Raw genomic sequence first — 15,250 nt, forward strand, 5'->3', positions numbered from 1 at the left:
GAGGGCCCGCAGGGCTTGATGAACGGCGGCGCTAGTGCGCCTCGGCCCAATTCGCGCCCTGTCCCGCATCAACGCTGAGTTTCACATCCAGTTTCACCGCTGGGTCCGAGGCCTCCTCCATCACGTCGCGCGCCGCGTCGATCAGCGGGTCAACGGCGTCCTCGGATACTTCGAACAGCAATTCGTCATGCACTTGCAGCAACATTTTCGCAGGCAACCCATGGATCGCATCCGGCATCCGCACCATGGCGCGTCGGATCACGTCGGCCGCGGTGCCTTGAATCGGAGCGTTGATCGCCGCCCGACGCGAAAATCCCGCATGCGGCCCCTTGGCATTGATTTCGGGCGTATGGATTTTGCGCCCGAATAGGGTCTGCACATAGCCATTCTCTTTGGCAAAGGCGACGGTGTCGTCCATATAGGTCCGAATGCCGGGGAAGCGTTCGAAATAGCGGTCGATGAAGCCCTGCGCCTCGGCCCGTGGAATGCGCAGGTTGCGCGCCAGACCAAAACCCGAGATGCCATAGATCACACCGAAGTTGATCGCCTTGGCCTGACGGCGAATATCCGGCGTCATCTCATCCAGCGGCACTTCGAACATTTCCGACGCAGTCATGGCGTGAATGTCCAGCCCATCGGTAAACGCCTGCTTCAAGGCCGGAATATCGGCAATATGCGCCAGAATGCGCAGCTCGATCTGGCTATAATCCAGGCTGACCAACACATTTCCCGGTTCGGCAATGAACGCCTCGCGGATGCGACGACCTTCCTCGGTGCGCACGGGGATGTTCTGCAGGTTCGGATCGGTCGAGGCCAAACGACCCGTGTTCGCCCCGGTGATCGAATAGGATGTATGCACCCGGCCCGTATCGGGATTGATATGGGTCTGCAGCGCGTCCGTATAGGTCGATTTCAGTTTCGATAGCTGCCGCCAATCCAGCACCCGACGCGGCAATTCATGCTCGGTCGCCAGATCCTCAAGGATATCGGCCCCGGTTGAATATTTACCGGTCTTGCCCTTCTTGCCGCCTTCCAGACTCATCTTGTCGAACAGAATCTCGCCCAGCTGAGCGGGCGAGCCGACATTGAAGCTTTCACCAGCCAATTCGTGGATTTCAGCCTCTAACCCGGCCATTTTCTGGGCAAACGCGTTGGACATGCGGCTGAGGACATCGCGGTCAACCTTGATGCCATGCATCTCCATTTCGGCCAGGACCGGCACCAGAGGGCGCTCCAGCGTTTCATAGACGGTCGTTACCTGAACCTGATGCAGCTGAGGTTTGAACAGTTTCCACAGCCGCAGGGTGATATCGGCGTCCTCGGCGGCATAGGCCGTGGCCTCGTCAATCGGAACCTTGTCGAAGGTGATCGCGGATTTGCCGGATCCCAGCAGCGGTTTGATCGGAATCGGCTTGTGGTTCAGATAACGCTCGGACAGGGTGTCCATGCCATGCCCATGCTCGCCGCCATGCATCGCATAGGACATCAACATCGTGTCATCAATCGGCGCCACATCCACACCATAGCGGGCAAAAATCTTGGCATCGTATTTCATGTTTTGCCCGATCTTGAGGATCGACGGGTCCTCTAACATCGGTTTTATCAGTGTTAGAGCCTGTTCAATCGGCATTTGCCCCTCGGCCAGCGCGTCCGAGCCGAACAGATCGTCGGTGGCGCTTTGACGATGGATCAATGGGATATAGCAGGCCTCGCCCGCCTCGATGCAGAGCGAAATGCCAACCAAATCTGCGATCATCTCGTTCAGCCCGGTGGTCTCGGTGTCCACTGCAACCCAGCCACGCTCATAGGCCTGGTCTATCCATTTCTGCAAAGCCCCCGCGTCGCGGACGCATTCATACTTCGACGCGTCGAATGGAATGTCTTCAGCCTCGGCCACATCTGCAACGGGCGCAGGCGCGTCTGCAATCACCGGTGCCTCGGCCCCCAGCTTGTCCGCTATGCGCTTGGTGAGGGTGCGGAACTCCATCTCAGCCAGAAAGCCCAGCAGAGTGTCCGGTTCAGGGTCTTGCACCTCAAGATCGTCTAAGGTGAAATCCAGCGGCGTGTTCTCATCCAACTGCACCAGTCTTTTCGACAGCTCAATCTGGTCGCGTTTGTCGATCAGGGTCTGGCGGCGTTTGGGTTGTTTGATCTCTTCGGCGCGGTCCAGCAGGGTTTCCAGATCCCCAAATTCATTGATCAAAAGCGCCGCCGTCTTGATCCCAATGCCCGGGGCCCCCGGCACATTGTCCACGCTGTCCCCGGCCAGCGCCTGCACGTCCACCACACGTTCCGGCCCGACGCCGAATTTCTCGAACACACCATCGCGGTCGATGCGCTTGTTCTTCATCGCATCCAGCATTTCGACCCCATCGCCGACCAGCTGCATCAGGTCCTTGTCGGAACTGACGATCGTGACGCGACCACCGGCCTCACGCGCCTGTATGGCAAGGGTGGCAATGATGTCGTCGGCCTCATAGCCCTCAAGCTCTTTGCAGGCGATATTGAAGGCGCGGGTCGCCTCGCGGGTCAGCGGCATCTGAGGGCGCAGATCCTCGGGCATGGCCTCGCGATTGGCCTTGTAAAGGTCATACATATCGTTGCGGAACGTATGAGAGCCCTTGTCAAAGATCACCGCCACATGGGTCGGCGCGTCTGGCCCAGTGTTCCCCTCGACATATTTCTGCAGCATGTTACAGAACCCAGACACGGCCCCAATCGGCAACCCATCGGACTTCCGCGTCAGCGGCGGCAGCGCGTGATAGGCCCTGAAGATAAAGGCCGATCCGTCAATAAGATGAAGGTGACACCCTTTTCCGAAATTGCTCATGCGCGCGCTCCCTGTCGGTCAGGGATGGTTCTGCCACAGGGGCGCACGGGTGACCAGTACAGAAGGTGAACTATCCGCCGAACAGGCCGCCAAATACATCCGAAAAGCTGTTGAGCAGCGCCATGATGACCAGCACACCGAGGAAAGCGAAAAACGCAAAAGCAAAGAACTGAAACAGGATTGCGCCGATGCCGATTGCGATACCCGCAATGGCCGGGCGCAGTTTTTCGTGGCGCAGAATGCCTATGGCCGACAGGATGACGGCCAATCCTCCCAAAAGGGCTACGCCGATCTGCAGAAAGTCGTCCAGATCACGGACCCGGGCCACCGGCTCGGGTTGGTCCAGCCCGGCGGCCGAGCGCAGGGTGGATTTTCCAAGCTCGGCTGCAAGCTCTCCCAAAGACACGCCAGTCGATTGTTGCGGTGCGAATGGCCCGGCCCAGAACAGGAACAGGGCGCCCAACAGGGCCATCGCGGAAACACTAAAACCAATCCATCCGAAGACCGGTTGGTTGGTATTTTGGATACTGGCGTCCATCAACACACTTCCTCCATTGAGCCGGCGCAAAGCTATCGTCAGAACACGACATTAGTTGGGCAGGTTAGACCTTGCCTGATTGGTTTATCAAGCGGGACAAAGTGATCGAGTAAGGCAATGGAACCCAAGTGCCGAAGTCTTCATTCGCAGCCCACAGCACCTCACCGGCCCAGACATGGCAGGTTCGCAGCGCGTTGAAACGCCCTCTGGCCTTAAAACTGATTGTGGTTGGAAAAACCCGGCAGCCAGGAGGCCTGTAGATCGGCCCGCTGACCAGGCGATTTCGATCGTATCATCGCCCTGCGCCCGATTTCCCGATCCGGTTAGAAGCATTCCGATAGCGGCGGCCAGAAAATAGCCAACAGCTCCAATGATTAGGCAGAGGTAAAACCTACCCGCGGCTTTGCACATTCAGGCGCTGGCCTCGTGCCCTTTTAAGACAAATTTGCAGTCGCAATAGGGGCACTCGACCCAGCCGGTGTCTTCGGGGATCTGTAACCAAACACGTGGGTGGCCCAATGCACCTTCGCCGCCATCACAGGCGACACGAGAGGTTTCGACGATCTTGGTTTCCGGCGCTTCGATTGTCACGGCTGGCGATCCTTCACTGGTTGTCGGCCTCGCGGGCATGCATTAGGTGCGTTTATGAGCGATGAGCAAACCGGGGGCAAGAGCCACATGGACAATGCGGCAATCAGGATCGAAGGGCTGCGCAAGACCTATCGCGGCAGCAAGGGCCAGCCTGAAAAGCAGGCGCTGAAGGGTATCGACCTGACAATCCCGCGTGGTTCAGTCTTTGGATTGCTCGGGCCGAACGGGGCCGGGAAATCGACCCTGATCAACATTCTGGCCGGGCTGGTGGTTAAATCTGCAGGCCATGTGTCGATCTGGGGTCATGACCAAGACCGCAACCCGCGCCAATCTCGCGCTGCCATCGGCGTTATGCCGCAAGAGCTGAACCTGGACCCTTTCTTTACCCCGCGCGGTGCTTTGGAGGTTCAAGCTGGCCTATATGGTGTACCAAAGGCGCAGCGGCGCAGTGATGAAATCCTCGAACTGGCTGGCCTCAGCGACAAGGCCGAGGCCTATGCCCGCACCCTGTCCGGCGGGATGCGGCGCCGGTTGCTGTTGGCCAAGGCTTTGGTGCATAACCCCAAAGTGCTGGTTCTGGACGAACCCACAGCGGGCGTGGATATCGAGCTGCGCCAAATGCTCTGGGCCAACGTGCGCAAGCTGAACCAGCAGGGCATGACCATCATCCTGACGACGCATTACCTGGAAGAAGCACAGGAGATGTGCGACCAGATCGCCATCATCAATCATGGCGAAAAGATCGCACAGGACAGCACGGCAGACCTGCTGAGCCGCATGGATGGCCGGACGATGGTAATTATTCCGGATGGCCCCGTCACTGAACTGCCTGCGACCGAGGGAGTCGAGGCCACACTGCGCGACGATGGCAGCTTGGTGCTGCGCTATCGCAGTGCCCAGACCAGTGCCGAACAGGTTCTGGAATCCGTCAGGGCCGTGGGCATCCGTATCCGGGACGTTCGCACCGAAGAAGCGGATCTTGAGGATGTGTTCCTGGCCCTGACCTCGACCCGGGCGGGCGATGTCCCGGCAGCTGATCTTGATCAGCCGCGCCGGGGATTGCACCGGGTTAAGCTTTAGGCGCGGTCGATCCGCGCGTGATAGCAGTTATTCGACGCGGATCTGATGTGGATATAGGCGACATCCGCGCGGGCAAAGATATCCCCGGCAACGTTTTGCAATTCCGCCTGCGGCGTAATGATCCCGGTGCCGTAAACAATCCTGTCGTCCGATCCGTACCCTTTAATCAGATAAGTGGGTGAGGCGGTCAGCGCCTCGGGCAGGTTGGTGAGATCCTCATAGCGCTGACAAGGCTCTACACAAAGGTAAATCGGCCCGGTTTCAGCAAAAGGTTGTGTCGCTGGAAAGGGCCGGTGGGCCAGCACCAGCATTTCCTTTCCCTTGGGAATATAGGTCAGGCAATGACGGCAGGGGTTTCCTTCCCCGTTCGATATCGCCCGTTCGGGCGGGTTGCCATAACCATCAGGCGCACCTTGGCGATAGGCCTGCACCTGCGCAGTGGGGAGGGCGGATATTTTGTGCATGTTAGGTCTCCTTCTTTGTACAAAAGATGCCTGACCCGGCGAGGGGAACCGACCCGTTTCCTGCGCAAACGCTTCTTTGAGACAGCGCGACATATACGCGCCGTGGCTTGACAGCACGGGCTACAATCCGATCTGAACGGGACGCAATTCAGTTTCGGAACGCCCATGTCCAAACCTACCTCTCCTGCCCGCCCAGGAATTCCTCCGAGGTTTCCCGCCACCGCTGAACAGATCATGTCGCAGGTGAGCGCATTCTACGCCCGCGTCCGGCAGGACGAGGCACTGGCGCCGGTCTTTGCAAACCATGTCAGCGACTGGCCCCCGCACGAGAACAAGATCGCCGCGTTCTGGCGCAACGCCATTCTGCATGAGCGTTGTTATGACGGAAATCCGCAGCGTATTCACATCGAAAGGCCTGATATCAGGCCCGAATTGTTCGATCATTGGCTGGACCTGTTCGAGGAGGTGGCCCATAGCACCCTGCCCGCAGAAACCGCGCTGCCCTGGGTGGCGCTGGCCCGGCGCATCGGCGTAGGGATGAAAGTGGGTGTACAATCCGCGCGCCAGCCAAAGGACGCGCCACCGATCCTGCGATGATCTCAGATCATGGCCGGTAGTCATGTTAGCGGTAAAATAAAGGCTATCAGACTCTGAAAAATGGGTTTATGCAACGGATGAACCCACCATTCCGCTGCCCAAGGTCAAACCCATGAGCACTCAAAACACCACCCTCAGGGGCCTTGGCTATGCGTTTCTGGGCTTTGCTGTCTTCGCCAGCCACGATGCTCTGATCAAGGTGCTGGGCGGAACCTATTCGGTGATGCAAATCATCTTTTTTGCCACGCTGTTTTCCTTTGTGCCGATGGCCGTGACAATCCTGACAGACCGCTCTACCGGCAACTTCCTTCCGCACCATCCCTGGCTGGTCCTGCTGCGGTCGGGGTTGATGGTCACAGGCATGTCCTGCGCATTTTATTCCTTTTCGGTCCTGCCTTTGGCCGAGGTATATTCACTCCTGTTCTCTTTCCCGCTGATCGTCACGGTCCTGTCGATCCCCATATTGGGCGAGGTGGTTCGCGCCCAGCGTTGGGCCGCGGTTGGCGTGGGCCTGATCGGCGTGTTGATCGTTCTGCGTCCGGGTACCACGGACATCACGCTAGGCCATCTGGCGGCGCTGACGGCCGCGTTCTGCAGCGCTTTCGCGTCAGTTCTGGTCCGTAAGATCGGCAATGAGGAACGCTCGGCCGTTCTGATCCTTTATCCGATGCTGCTGGCCATAGTGGTCATGAGCATCGCGCAACCGGCCGTTTATCAACCTCCGTCCCTGTTGCATCTGGCCATGATGGCACTGGTCGGAGTGTTTTCTGTCATTGCCCAACACCTGATTATTCTGGCTTATCGTGCCGCGCCAGCGGGGGTCATCGCCCCCAGCCAATACAGCCAGATCATCTGGGCCACGATCTTTGGCATGGCGTTTTTCGGCGAAAAGCCAGACGGCTGGGTTGCCGTCGGCGCCAGCATCATCATCGCATCTGGTGTCTTCGTCGTCTGGCGCGAGAGCCGGTCGAACACTACCTCAGCCAACACCCCGGTTCTGCGGGTTCGCTCACCGCGTTCGGATACAGGGGCGACGCGACCAGGGGAATGACAAACGGCGCGCCAGGAGCGCGCCGTAACAACTTTTCCGTCTGGATTAGAGCCTTAGTAAACCACAACCGAGCGGATGCTTTCGCCCTTATGCATCAGGTCGAACCCATGGTTGATGTCGTCCAGGCCCATGGTGTGGGTGATCATCGGGTCGATCTCGATCTTACCTTCCATGTACCAATCGACGATCTTGGGCACATCCGTGCGGCCACGGGCGCCGCCAAAGGCAGTACCGCGCCAGGAACGACCAGTGACCAGCTGGAACGGGCGGGTCGAGATCTCGGCCCCTGCAGGTGCCACGCCGATTATGATCGACTCGCCCCAGCCCTTATGTGCAGATTCCAGCGCCGTGCGCATCACGCCAACATTGCCGGTGGCGTCAAAGGTGTAATCCGCGCCGCCTTTGGTCAGGTTGACCAGATAGGGCACCAGATCGCCTTCAACCTCAGCCGGGTTGACGAAATCGGTCATACCGAACCGGGTGGCCATTTCCACCTTGGAGGGGTTCAGGTCGACGCCGACGATCTGGTCGGCCCCTGCCAATCGTAGACCTTGAATGACGTTCAGACCGATGCCACCCAGACCGAATACGATGGCGCGGCTGCCGATCTCGACCTTGGCGGTGTTGATCACGGCGCCGATGCCGGTGGTGACGCCACAGCCGATGTAGCAGATCTTGTCGAAAGGCGCGTCCGGGCGCACTTTGGCAAGCGCGATTTCCGGCAGGACCGTGTGGTTGGCAAAGGTCGAGCAGCCCATGTAATGCAGGATCGGATCACCATCCAGCGTCGAGAACCGCGAGGTGCCATCGGGCATCAACCCTTGGCCCTGCGTCGAACGGATCGCCTGACACAGGTTGGTTTTGGGATGCAGGCAGTATTCACATTCGCGACACTCAGGGGTGTAAAGCGGGATCACGTGATCGCCCGGCTTCAGGCTGGTCACGCCCGGGCCGACATCGACCACCACACCTGCGCCTTCATGGCCCAGAATGGCGGGGAACAGGCCTTCGGGGTCTGCACCCGACAGGGTGAATTCGTCGGTGTGGCAAATGCCGGTCGCCTTGATCTCGACCAGAACCTCGCCCGCCTTGGGGCCTTCGAGGTTCACATCCATCACTTCCAAAGGTTTGCCGGCCTGAACGGCGACGGCGGCACGGGTGCGCATGATGTACTTCTCCCAGTCAAATTTGGCCTGACCCTGCGTTAAATGCAGGGTTTTTTCAACTGCGCTTTGATGGCAGCAATGCTAAATATTTGATATTACAGAAACGACATTGCCAGAAAGAGGAGCGCCAATGCGCCGTTTGACCCCTGTTTTGATTTTGCTGGTCGCATGTACGGAGTCGCCCGCTCCTGAGGACGCGCCACTGCCACTTGAACCCGCCCCGGTCGATTTGGCTTTTTGCAGAGGAGAGCCATTTGCCGATGCGATTGGCAAGCCTGTATCGACCATTCAGTCGCAATTACCCGAACGGTCGCGCGTTTTAGGCCCCGATGACATCGCCACACAGGATTATCGCATCGACCGGTTGAACGTCTTTGTGGACGGCTCGGGGATCATACAGAACCTGACCTGCGGTTAAGCCTGGCAGAAGCTCAAAACCCCATTGTTAGGGCCTATCTTCCGCGATATATCACCCAATCCGGCAAATAGCCTACAAGGCGGATCAGCCATGAAAACGGCGCTGGGAAGTCTGTGCGGAATCTGTGGCGGGACATTGCCCGAACCACATGCTGGGCCGCGCCCTGAGGCGTCATCAGCATCGGCATCTTGAAACTGTTCTTTTCGGTCAGGCGAGTCTTGATGAAGCCGGGATTTACGATCCGAACCGTGACGCCCGAACCCGCCAGATCATGCCGCATGGTTTCTGCCAGTGAAATCAAAGCCGCCTTGCTGGCACCATACCCAACTGCAGATGGCAGGCCATGATAGCCGGACAGCGACCCGATCAGCGTGATCTCCCCCTGCCCGGCCTTAACAAACCCAGGAAGTACTTCGCCCAGAACCCGCAAAGCGCCCTGAAAATTCACATCGGACATCCGAAGAGCAGCCTCAGTGTTCCACTCAGTGCTGCGCATCGGGTCATAAGCCCCGGCATTATAGATAAGGCCATCCACCTTTCCGGCAGCGGAAGCGGCACGTCGAACAGAGTCTAAATCAGCGACATCGCAACGAATGGCTTTTGAATTTGGCAGAATGCTGCAGATTTCATCCAGGCGTTTCGCGTTTCGCGCCGACAGGATCACCCGGGCGCCGCGATTGCTTAGAGCCTGCGCCAATGCACGACCCAGACCTTCGCTTGCGCCAACTATCCAATAAGTTTTCCCGTCAAAGCTGTTCATGCCGACCATTTCTGAATTGTGTTATTTCGATACGGTTACACGGCCAGTTTGGATCACCTTCGGTTGCTCGCGGTGAGGCCGCTAAATTGCAGCCGCACCTGAAAAACCCCTGTCTTGAATGATCCAATCCTGCTCCTACTGCGTATTCATTATCAAAACGTCACGTAACGAGGCTATCATGTTCGACGAAACCCAAAGGGGCAGGAAAAAAATCGCCATAGTTGGCGCAGGCATCTCAGGCCTTTCAGCGGCTTATTATCTTTCCGAAAACAATGACGTGACACTCTTTGAGGCTGAACCCAGGCTTGGCGGGCATGCCCGCACGGTCACGGCGGGAAAAAATGGCGATCAGCCCGTCGATACCGGTTTTATCGTCTTCAACTATGCCACCTACCCTTACCTGACACGGTTGTTCGATACGCTGAACGTGCCTGTCGAAAAATCCGAGATGAGCTTTGGTGCGACCATCGACAACGGGCGCATCGAATACGGGCTGAACAACCTGCGCACTCTTACGGCGCAGAAACGCAACCTTGCGCGGCCGGCCTATTACAAGATGATCGCCGACATCCTGCGTTTTGGCAGAGAGGCCCCGGACGCAGCCAAGGACGATGACACAACGATCGGAGAGCTGGTTGATCAGTTGCAGTTGGGGCACTGGTTCCGGCACAATTACCTGATGCCCATGTGCGGTGCGATCTGGTCGACCCCAGTTGAATTTGTGGATCAATTCCCAGCGCGGTCGCTGGTGCAGTTCTTTAGCAATCACGCTCTGCTGGCCAATGGCCGCGCCAATCAGCACCAATGGTACACGGTAAAGGGTGGCAGCATTGAATATGTCCGCCGGATTGACGCCACCCTGCGTGCCCGCGGGGCCGAAATACGTCTGGCCAGCCCCGTTCAGAGGGTTCAGCGCAATGAGATAGGCGTGACCGTTCACAGCCAAGGCCAGTCGGATCAGTATGATGAGATCATTCTGGCCACCCACTCGGATCAATCCCTTGCCATTCTGGGCCAGGATGCCACCCCAGCCGAAGCAGCCGCGCTTGGCGCGATCCAGTATCAGCCCAACACGGCCATCCTGCATTGCGATCCGTCGCAGATGCCCAAACGCCGGGCCTGCTGGTCCAGCTGGACCTATCGCTCGCAGGCCGGGAATGTCGGGGTGACCTATTGGATGAACAGGCTGCAGAATATTCCCGACAGTGACCCGCTGTTTGTGACGCTGAACGCCTCATCCGAGATCGCCGCCGACAAGATCTATGATGAGGTCGAATTCGCCCATCCGGTTTTTGACAAGGCCGCACTTTGGGCACAGGGGCAAATCCGCGAGATGCAGGGACAGAACCGCACCTGGTTTGCGGGCGCCTATAACCGGCACGGGTTTCACGAAGACGGGATTGCCAGCGCCATGCATGTCGTCGAGCGGATCACTGGCGGCCCGCAAACCATCGGAGCAGACAATGGCACCCCCGAACAGATCGCGGCCATCCCTGTTGCGGCCGATCTTTGAGCTGTTGCGCCAGGCCATACTGGCGCTGGCGATGGTGCTGCCCTGCGGTTTAGCGGCGTCACCTTTGGCTGAACGGTTGGACGATCCAAAAGTTCTGGGCAGCTCTACGTTCCGGTTCCTGGGTTTGCCGGTTTACGATGCCAGGCTTTATACGCCCGGCGGCGCACCGTTTGACTGGAATCAAGAGTTCGGACTGAAACTGACATACCGCAAATCCATCGCGCAGAAGGCTCTGATCAAGTCGACGCTTGACGAAATGGTGCGACAGGGCAACCCGACTCCAACCGCCGATCAGTTGCAGGCCTGTTTTCAGGCCGTCAGCAAAGGCGACAGCTATTTGGCAATCTCGGAGGGGCCGGACAAGATCGGGTTCTGGCGCAATGGCAGCAGAACCTGCACCTTGTCGAGCCCGGGCATCACGCGCGCATTCATGTCGATCTTTCTTGGCAGCAACACCAGATCGGCCAACTTTACCCGGCAGTTGAAGGGTCAGTGATGCTGTATCCCCGGGTCAGTCTCTATGCGTTGATGCTCGCCGCTGCAGGCATCCCGCTTTACATTCACCTGCCGCGTTTTGCGGCGGTCAATCTGGGCATTGGCCTTGGGGTGATCGGCGCCGTCCTGTTGCTGATCCGTTTGGTTGACCTTGTGCAGGATCCCCTGATTGGCTGGGCGATTGACCGGTGGCCTGGTGGCCAGCTTTTGTTTGCTGCCCTCGCCGCACTTGGGCTGGCGGTTGGCTTCCCGCTGCTGTTCACTCTGTCTGAGGGCGCGTCCGTTGCCAGTTTGGTGGCCATCCTTATCCTGCTGTTTTCAGCCTACAGCCTGGGAACCATCCTGCTCTATGGCCGCAGCGCCACGTTGGCCAAAACGCCCACCCCGTCCGAGCTGATGACACTCGCCGCCTATCGCGAGGGCGGGCAGCTAACCGGCGTGATACTTGCCGCAAGTGCCCCCGCGCTGTTTGTAGCCATTGGCGCGCAGGCGCAGGGCTATCCTGCGTTCGGGCTGTTTTTGGGCCTCATCGCCATTCTGGCCCTTGCCCTAACTATCCCGATCTGGCGGCGCGCGCCGATCACCGGACAGGCCCTGACCTTTGCAGGGCTGGGCGATGCCGGAGCCTTACGCCTGCTGGTTCTGGCGCTGATCAACAGCTTGCCGGTCGCCATCACCTCGACCCTGTTTCTATTCTTTGTCGAAGACCGGCTGCAACTGCCGGGCATGGCAGGACCGCTGTTGATCTTGTTCTTCCTCAGCGCGGGGGCAAGCGTGCCCCTTTGGGCGCGACTCAGCAATCGAATTGGCCCGAAACAGACCCTAATGATCGCCATGCCGCTGTCGATTGCGGCCTTTGTCAGCGCCGCGACGCTGTCAACCGGCAGCCTAGCCGGGTTCGCCCTGATCTGCATTGCATCGGGCGCCGCACTTGGGGCGGATATGGTGGTGCTGCCGGCCATGTTCTCGGTCGCTCTGACACGCGCAGGTCTGAACGCATCCGCCGCATTCGGCATCTGGTCATTTGCGGGCAAGCTGGGGCTGGCCCTGGCGGCCTTTTTCACCCTGCCATTGCTGGAACGCAGCGGATTCACTCCGGGACAGGCAAATTTAGCCGAGGCGCTGCAAACGCTCAACCTCGCCTATGCCATTTTGCCCTGCATCCTGAAACTCGGCGCGTTTGGAATGGTCCTGACGCTGCCAACTGAGGTCTCAGCCAAATGAAACTACTTGCTATAGCCCTGCTCATCATCTTCGCCCTGTCCATTGCAAAGGGGCGCTATCTTAGCTTTCGGGCCCAATCGCCTGAGGATTACAGCGGTACCGGCCCCGCCTTTGAGATGAAGGAAAACCTGAACGGGGAGATCCTGTCCGAAGGGCTGATCTATGGCCCCGACGGTAAGATGTCGAACAGCTTTGTCGCCCGTATGGTCGGGGAATGGGACGGCAACACAGGCACCCTGACCGAGAATTTCACCTATTCCAACGGCAAGAAGATGGCCCGCAAATGGTATCTGACTCTGGGCACAGGAAACACATTCATTGCGACAGCAGATGACATCGTGGGCGAAGGGCGCGGCACGGTCTCGGGCTCGACCGTAAAGCTGACCTACAAGATCATCCTGCCCGAGGACGCAGGGGGACACACGCTGGACGTAACCGACTGGATGTACTTGACGGAAAGTGGCGTGATCATGAACCGGTCCGAGATGCGAAAGTTCGGCATCAAAGTCGCCGAGCTGATAGCCACCATGCGCCCGGCGCCCTCCACCAAATCGGCCTATCTGGACCGGGCGAATGGCCATGACACCGCCGCTGAAACACGGGTGCTGCAATGAAACCACGTCGTGTTTTCATCGCTGGCCTTGCTGTTCTGGGGCTGACCGTTCTGGCTGCCTGCTCCGCGAAACCCCGAACCCCCAAGACCTTTTTGTCCGATCGGCAGTTGAACCTGGAAGAGTTCTTTGAGGGTCAGACTGTGGCCTATGGTCAATTTCAGGATGTTCTGGGCAATGTGCCACGCCGGTTCACTGTTGATATCAATGGTACATGGGATGGCGAGACGCTGACCCTGATCGAGGATTTCGTCTATGACGACGGCGCAACCGAGCAGCGCGTCTGGACCCTGACCAAAACCGGCAAGGATAGCTGGACCGGCACAGCCCCCGGCGTGCTGGGCACCGCCAGCGGGATCGAGCGTGGCGATACGTTCAACTGGACCTACAAGATCGACCTGCCCGTCAAGGATGGGACCATGCGGGTCGATTTCGATGACTGGATGTGGATGCTGAGCGATGACCGGCTGCTGAACCGGGCCTATGTCTCGCGCTATGGCATCCGGCTGGGTGAGGTCATTTTGTTCTTTGAAAAGAAATAGTCAGACAGAAAAAGGGCGAACCCGAAGGCCCGCCCTTAGATCAATCTGGTTCAGATCAGCTTAGAAGTTGAACTGAGCACCAAAGTCGGCACGGATCTTGCCGTCGTCGTCGCCGTCTTTGATCTCGCCAACTGCACCACGCAGCGATACACCGCCGCCCAGGTCATAGATGGCGCCAACACCGATGTTGCGGGTGTCGTCGTCAGCCGAACCGTCACCGTAAACCAGCTGCAGCGTGGTTGCCGCACCCAGATCATAGGCGACCGAGAAACCATAAGCGGTGCCGTCTTCGGCGTCGTTGTTGACGTCATCGTCAGCCACGAACAGGGTGCCGTAGAAATCGCCCAGTTCTGCACCCAGGGTCAGAACAGTCAGGCTTTCCTTGTCAACGCCTGCACCTTCATCAGTTTCACCATATGCCAGCGAGGCGGTGAAGTTGTTGAAGGTATAAGATGCGCTTACGTCCCAGCGGTCACGGTCGTCAGTGATGCCTGCGCCCAGGAATTTCGTGTCCTGGTCATAGGATGCCGAGAATGCCAGATCGCCAACGGTGTAGCGGAAGAACACAGCATTCGCGCCCGTGCCGGTTGAGCTGTATTCCAGGAAGGAATAGTTCACGCCCGAATACTGACCCAGGAATTCTTCCAGGCCCGGCTCGGTACCGAAGTAGTCATCCAGGTTGTCGAACGAACCCGAAACGTTACCGGCGTCAACACGCAGGCCGCCATAGATAACCGAGAAACGGGCGCCATTCAGGCCAGCTTCGTTCTGCTCGCCGGTGCTTGAATCGTCATCCGCCTGCAGACGAACACGGCCCTGGAATTCAACGCCGCCATCTGTTTCGGCACTGGCGTCGATGTTCAGACGAAAACGCGACACCAAAATGGTATCGTCGGTCGAGGCGTTGTTTGCATTGACCGCACCAGACGCGGTCGTTGTGGTGGTGGTTGCTGAACGGTCTTCTTCATAGCCCAGACCAAAGCGGCCATAGCCGCTGAATTTGACTTCCGCGGCAGCAACACTGGCGGTTGCAATCAGCGCGGTCGATGCGATGAGTACGTTTTTCATGGTTAATCCATAAGTTTTGAGAGGAGTAGTGCCACCGAAGCGGCGGCTAAATTGGTCGAATAATTTCAGCATGGGCACAATAGCGAGACGGGATTTTCCACGCCCTCTGCCTGCGACGGTGTTGCCACTTTGCACCGGGCAAAAAGGCCGCAGGGCACAGATATTCAAGCTTTTCGAGCACTTTGTTCGCTCATTGGAAACGTTACAAAAATTTGAACGCAAAAAAGCCAGACCACCTCTTTAAACCGGGAATTATTGACAGGTCGCATGATTCAGGGATTCTCGGTCCCTAGCCCTGTTGT

16 protein-coding genes are annotated in these 15,250 nt (G+C 58.3%); 9 read left to right on the top strand and 7 right to left on the bottom strand.

Annotation, left to right across the window (positions count from 1 at the left end):
• Nucleotides 1–31: 31 nt before the first annotated feature.
• The 3 genes from polA to AC2FLE_RS14640 form a co-directional block, all read right to left on the bottom strand.
• Nucleotides 32–2,830, bottom strand: a complete 2,799-nt coding sequence (gene polA / locus AC2FLE_RS14630; RefSeq protein ID WP_496697913.1) for a DNA polymerase I — start codon at nucleotides 2,828–2,830, stop codon at nucleotides 32–34.
• A gap of 70 nt (nucleotides 2,831–2,900) precedes the next feature.
• The gene (locus tag AC2FLE_RS14635; protein WP_281973333.1) at nucleotides 2,901–3,368 is read right to left on the bottom strand and encodes a hypothetical protein; all 468 of its coding nucleotides are present in this window, start codon (nucleotides 3,366–3,368) and stop codon (nucleotides 2,901–2,903) included.
• Nucleotides 3,369–3,779: 411 nt separating this feature from the next.
• Nucleotides 3,780–3,959 carry a zinc-finger domain-containing protein gene (locus AC2FLE_RS14640; RefSeq protein ID WP_142638543.1) on the bottom strand — a complete coding sequence of 60 codons (180 nt, stop codon included), beginning with the start codon at nucleotides 3,957–3,959 and terminating at the stop codon, nucleotides 3,780–3,782.
• An 87-nt stretch (nucleotides 3,960–4,046) separates the two neighbouring features.
• On the opposite strand from AC2FLE_RS14640, the gene AC2FLE_RS14645 reads away from it, so the two are divergent.
• On the top strand, nucleotides 4,047–5,039 hold the full coding sequence (locus AC2FLE_RS14645) for an ABC transporter ATP-binding protein (RefSeq protein ID WP_496697978.1): 993 nt from the start codon (nucleotides 4,047–4,049) through the stop codon (nucleotides 5,037–5,039).
• On the opposite strand, the gene AC2FLE_RS14650 is transcribed toward AC2FLE_RS14645, so the two are convergent.
• Nucleotides 5,036–5,503: a DUF1203 domain-containing protein gene (locus tag AC2FLE_RS14650; RefSeq protein WP_496697916.1), complete on the bottom strand. Its 468-nt coding sequence runs from the start codon at nucleotides 5,501–5,503 to the stop codon at nucleotides 5,036–5,038. The genes AC2FLE_RS14645 and AC2FLE_RS14650 overlap by 4 nt on opposite strands.
• Nucleotides 5,504–5,668: 165 nt before the next feature.
• Between AC2FLE_RS14650 and AC2FLE_RS14655 the strand changes: the two genes are divergently transcribed.
• Together AC2FLE_RS14655 and AC2FLE_RS14660 are read left to right on the top strand one after the other, a co-directional pair.
• Nucleotides 5,669–6,100, top strand: coding sequence for a group III truncated hemoglobin (locus AC2FLE_RS14655; RefSeq protein ID WP_142638539.1), 432 nt, complete (start codon nucleotides 5,669–5,671; stop codon nucleotides 6,098–6,100).
• A 112-nt stretch (nucleotides 6,101–6,212) separates the two neighbouring features.
• Nucleotides 6,213–7,151, top strand: coding sequence for a DMT family transporter (locus AC2FLE_RS14660; RefSeq protein ID WP_496690284.1), 939 nt, complete (start codon nucleotides 6,213–6,215; stop codon nucleotides 7,149–7,151).
• Between the two features lie 53 nt (nucleotides 7,152–7,204).
• Here the strand turns inward: AC2FLE_RS14660 and AC2FLE_RS14665 are convergent, their stop codons facing one another.
• A complete protein-coding gene (locus AC2FLE_RS14665) occupies nucleotides 7,205–8,317 on the bottom strand; it encodes an S-(hydroxymethyl)glutathione dehydrogenase/class III alcohol dehydrogenase (protein ID WP_496697919.1) in 1,113 nt (370 codons plus the stop codon).
• A 130-nt stretch (nucleotides 8,318–8,447) separates the two neighbouring features.
• Between AC2FLE_RS14665 and AC2FLE_RS14670 the strand changes: the two genes are divergently transcribed.
• Nucleotides 8,448–8,735: an I78 family peptidase inhibitor gene (locus AC2FLE_RS14670; protein ID WP_496678465.1), complete on the top strand. Its 288-nt coding sequence runs from the start codon at nucleotides 8,448–8,450 to the stop codon at nucleotides 8,733–8,735.
• 34 nt (nucleotides 8,736–8,769) lie between these two features.
• Here the strand turns inward: AC2FLE_RS14670 and AC2FLE_RS14675 are convergent, their stop codons facing one another.
• Entirely contained in the window at nucleotides 8,770–9,495 is a 726-nt protein-coding gene (locus AC2FLE_RS14675; protein ID WP_496697921.1) for an SDR family NAD(P)-dependent oxidoreductase, read from the bottom strand.
• Nucleotides 9,496–9,673: 178 nt separating this feature from the next.
• On the opposite strand from AC2FLE_RS14675, the gene AC2FLE_RS14680 reads away from it, so the two are divergent.
• The 5 genes from AC2FLE_RS14680 to AC2FLE_RS14700 are packed head-to-tail and all read left to right on the top strand — an operon-like array spanning nucleotide 9,674 to nucleotide 13,880.
• Nucleotides 9,674–11,008: an NAD(P)/FAD-dependent oxidoreductase gene (locus AC2FLE_RS14680; protein ID WP_496697923.1), complete on the top strand. Its 1,335-nt coding sequence runs from the start codon at nucleotides 9,674–9,676 to the stop codon at nucleotides 11,006–11,008.
• Complete coding sequence (locus tag AC2FLE_RS14685) at nucleotides 10,959–11,504, top strand: hypothetical protein (protein WP_281995737.1); 546 nt, start codon at nucleotides 10,959–10,961, stop codon at nucleotides 11,502–11,504. The genes AC2FLE_RS14680 and AC2FLE_RS14685 overlap by 50 nt, the downstream gene beginning before the upstream one ends.
• Complete coding sequence (locus tag AC2FLE_RS14690; protein WP_496697925.1) at nucleotides 11,504–12,727, top strand: MFS transporter; 1,224 nt, start codon at nucleotides 11,504–11,506, stop codon at nucleotides 12,725–12,727. Before AC2FLE_RS14685 ends, AC2FLE_RS14690 begins: the two co-directional genes overlap by 1 nt.
• The gene (locus tag AC2FLE_RS14695) at nucleotides 12,724–13,341 is read left to right on the top strand and encodes a DUF3833 domain-containing protein (protein ID WP_496692817.1); all 618 of its coding nucleotides are present in this window, start codon (nucleotides 12,724–12,726) and stop codon (nucleotides 13,339–13,341) included. Before AC2FLE_RS14690 ends, AC2FLE_RS14695 begins: the two co-directional genes overlap by 4 nt.
• A complete protein-coding gene (locus AC2FLE_RS14700) occupies nucleotides 13,338–13,880 on the top strand; it encodes a DUF3833 domain-containing protein (protein WP_496697927.1) in 543 nt (180 codons plus the stop codon). The genes AC2FLE_RS14695 and AC2FLE_RS14700 overlap by 4 nt, the downstream gene beginning before the upstream one ends.
• 60 nt (nucleotides 13,881–13,940) lie before the next feature.
• On the opposite strand, the gene AC2FLE_RS14705 is transcribed toward AC2FLE_RS14700, so the two are convergent.
• A complete protein-coding gene (locus tag AC2FLE_RS14705) occupies nucleotides 13,941–14,948 on the bottom strand; it encodes a porin (RefSeq protein ID WP_496697929.1) in 1,008 nt (335 codons plus the stop codon).
• Nucleotides 14,949–15,250: the final 302 nt, after the last annotated feature.

The organism is Ruegeria sp. CDSA077, from assembly GCF_059612265.1.

Excerpts from the sequence above, each read along its gene's own strand:
- polA (WP_496697913.1), bottom strand. The coding sequence starts at position 2,830 with ATGAGCAATTTCGGAAAAGGGTGTCACCTTCATCTTATTGACGGATCG.
- AC2FLE_RS14635 (WP_281973333.1), bottom strand. The coding sequence starts at position 3,368 with ATGGACGCCAGTATCCAAAATACCAACCAACCGGTCTTCGGATGGATT.
- AC2FLE_RS14645 (WP_496697978.1), top strand. The coding sequence starts at position 4,047 with ATGGACAATGCGGCAATCAGGATCGAAGGGCTGCGCAAGACCTATCGC.
- AC2FLE_RS14650 (WP_496697916.1), bottom strand. The coding sequence starts at position 5,503 with ATGCACAAAATATCCGCCCTCCCCACTGCGCAGGTGCAGGCCTATCGC.
- AC2FLE_RS14655 (WP_142638539.1), top strand. The coding sequence starts at position 5,669 with ATGTCCAAACCTACCTCTCCTGCCCGCCCAGGAATTCCTCCGAGGTTT.
- AC2FLE_RS14660 (WP_496690284.1), top strand. The coding sequence starts at position 6,213 with ATGAGCACTCAAAACACCACCCTCAGGGGCCTTGGCTATGCGTTTCTG.
- AC2FLE_RS14665 (WP_496697919.1), bottom strand. The coding sequence starts at position 8,317 with ATGCGCACCCGTGCCGCCGTCGCCGTTCAGGCCGGCAAACCTTTGGAA.
- AC2FLE_RS14670 (WP_496678465.1), top strand. The coding sequence starts at position 8,448 with ATGCGCCGTTTGACCCCTGTTTTGATTTTGCTGGTCGCATGTACGGAG.
- AC2FLE_RS14675 (WP_496697921.1), bottom strand. The coding sequence starts at position 9,495 with ATGAACAGCTTTGACGGGAAAACTTATTGGATAGTTGGCGCAAGCGAA.
- AC2FLE_RS14680 (WP_496697923.1), top strand. The coding sequence starts at position 9,674 with ATGTTCGACGAAACCCAAAGGGGCAGGAAAAAAATCGCCATAGTTGGC.
- AC2FLE_RS14685 (WP_281995737.1), top strand. The coding sequence starts at position 10,959 with ATGGCACCCCCGAACAGATCGCGGCCATCCCTGTTGCGGCCGATCTTT.
- AC2FLE_RS14690 (WP_496697925.1), top strand. The coding sequence starts at position 11,504 with ATGCTGTATCCCCGGGTCAGTCTCTATGCGTTGATGCTCGCCGCTGCA.
- AC2FLE_RS14695 (WP_496692817.1), top strand. The coding sequence starts at position 12,724 with ATGAAACTACTTGCTATAGCCCTGCTCATCATCTTCGCCCTGTCCATT.
- AC2FLE_RS14700 (WP_496697927.1), top strand. The coding sequence starts at position 13,338 with ATGAAACCACGTCGTGTTTTCATCGCTGGCCTTGCTGTTCTGGGGCTG.
- AC2FLE_RS14705 (WP_496697929.1), bottom strand. The coding sequence starts at position 14,948 with ATGAAAAACGTACTCATCGCATCGACCGCGCTGATTGCAACCGCCAGT.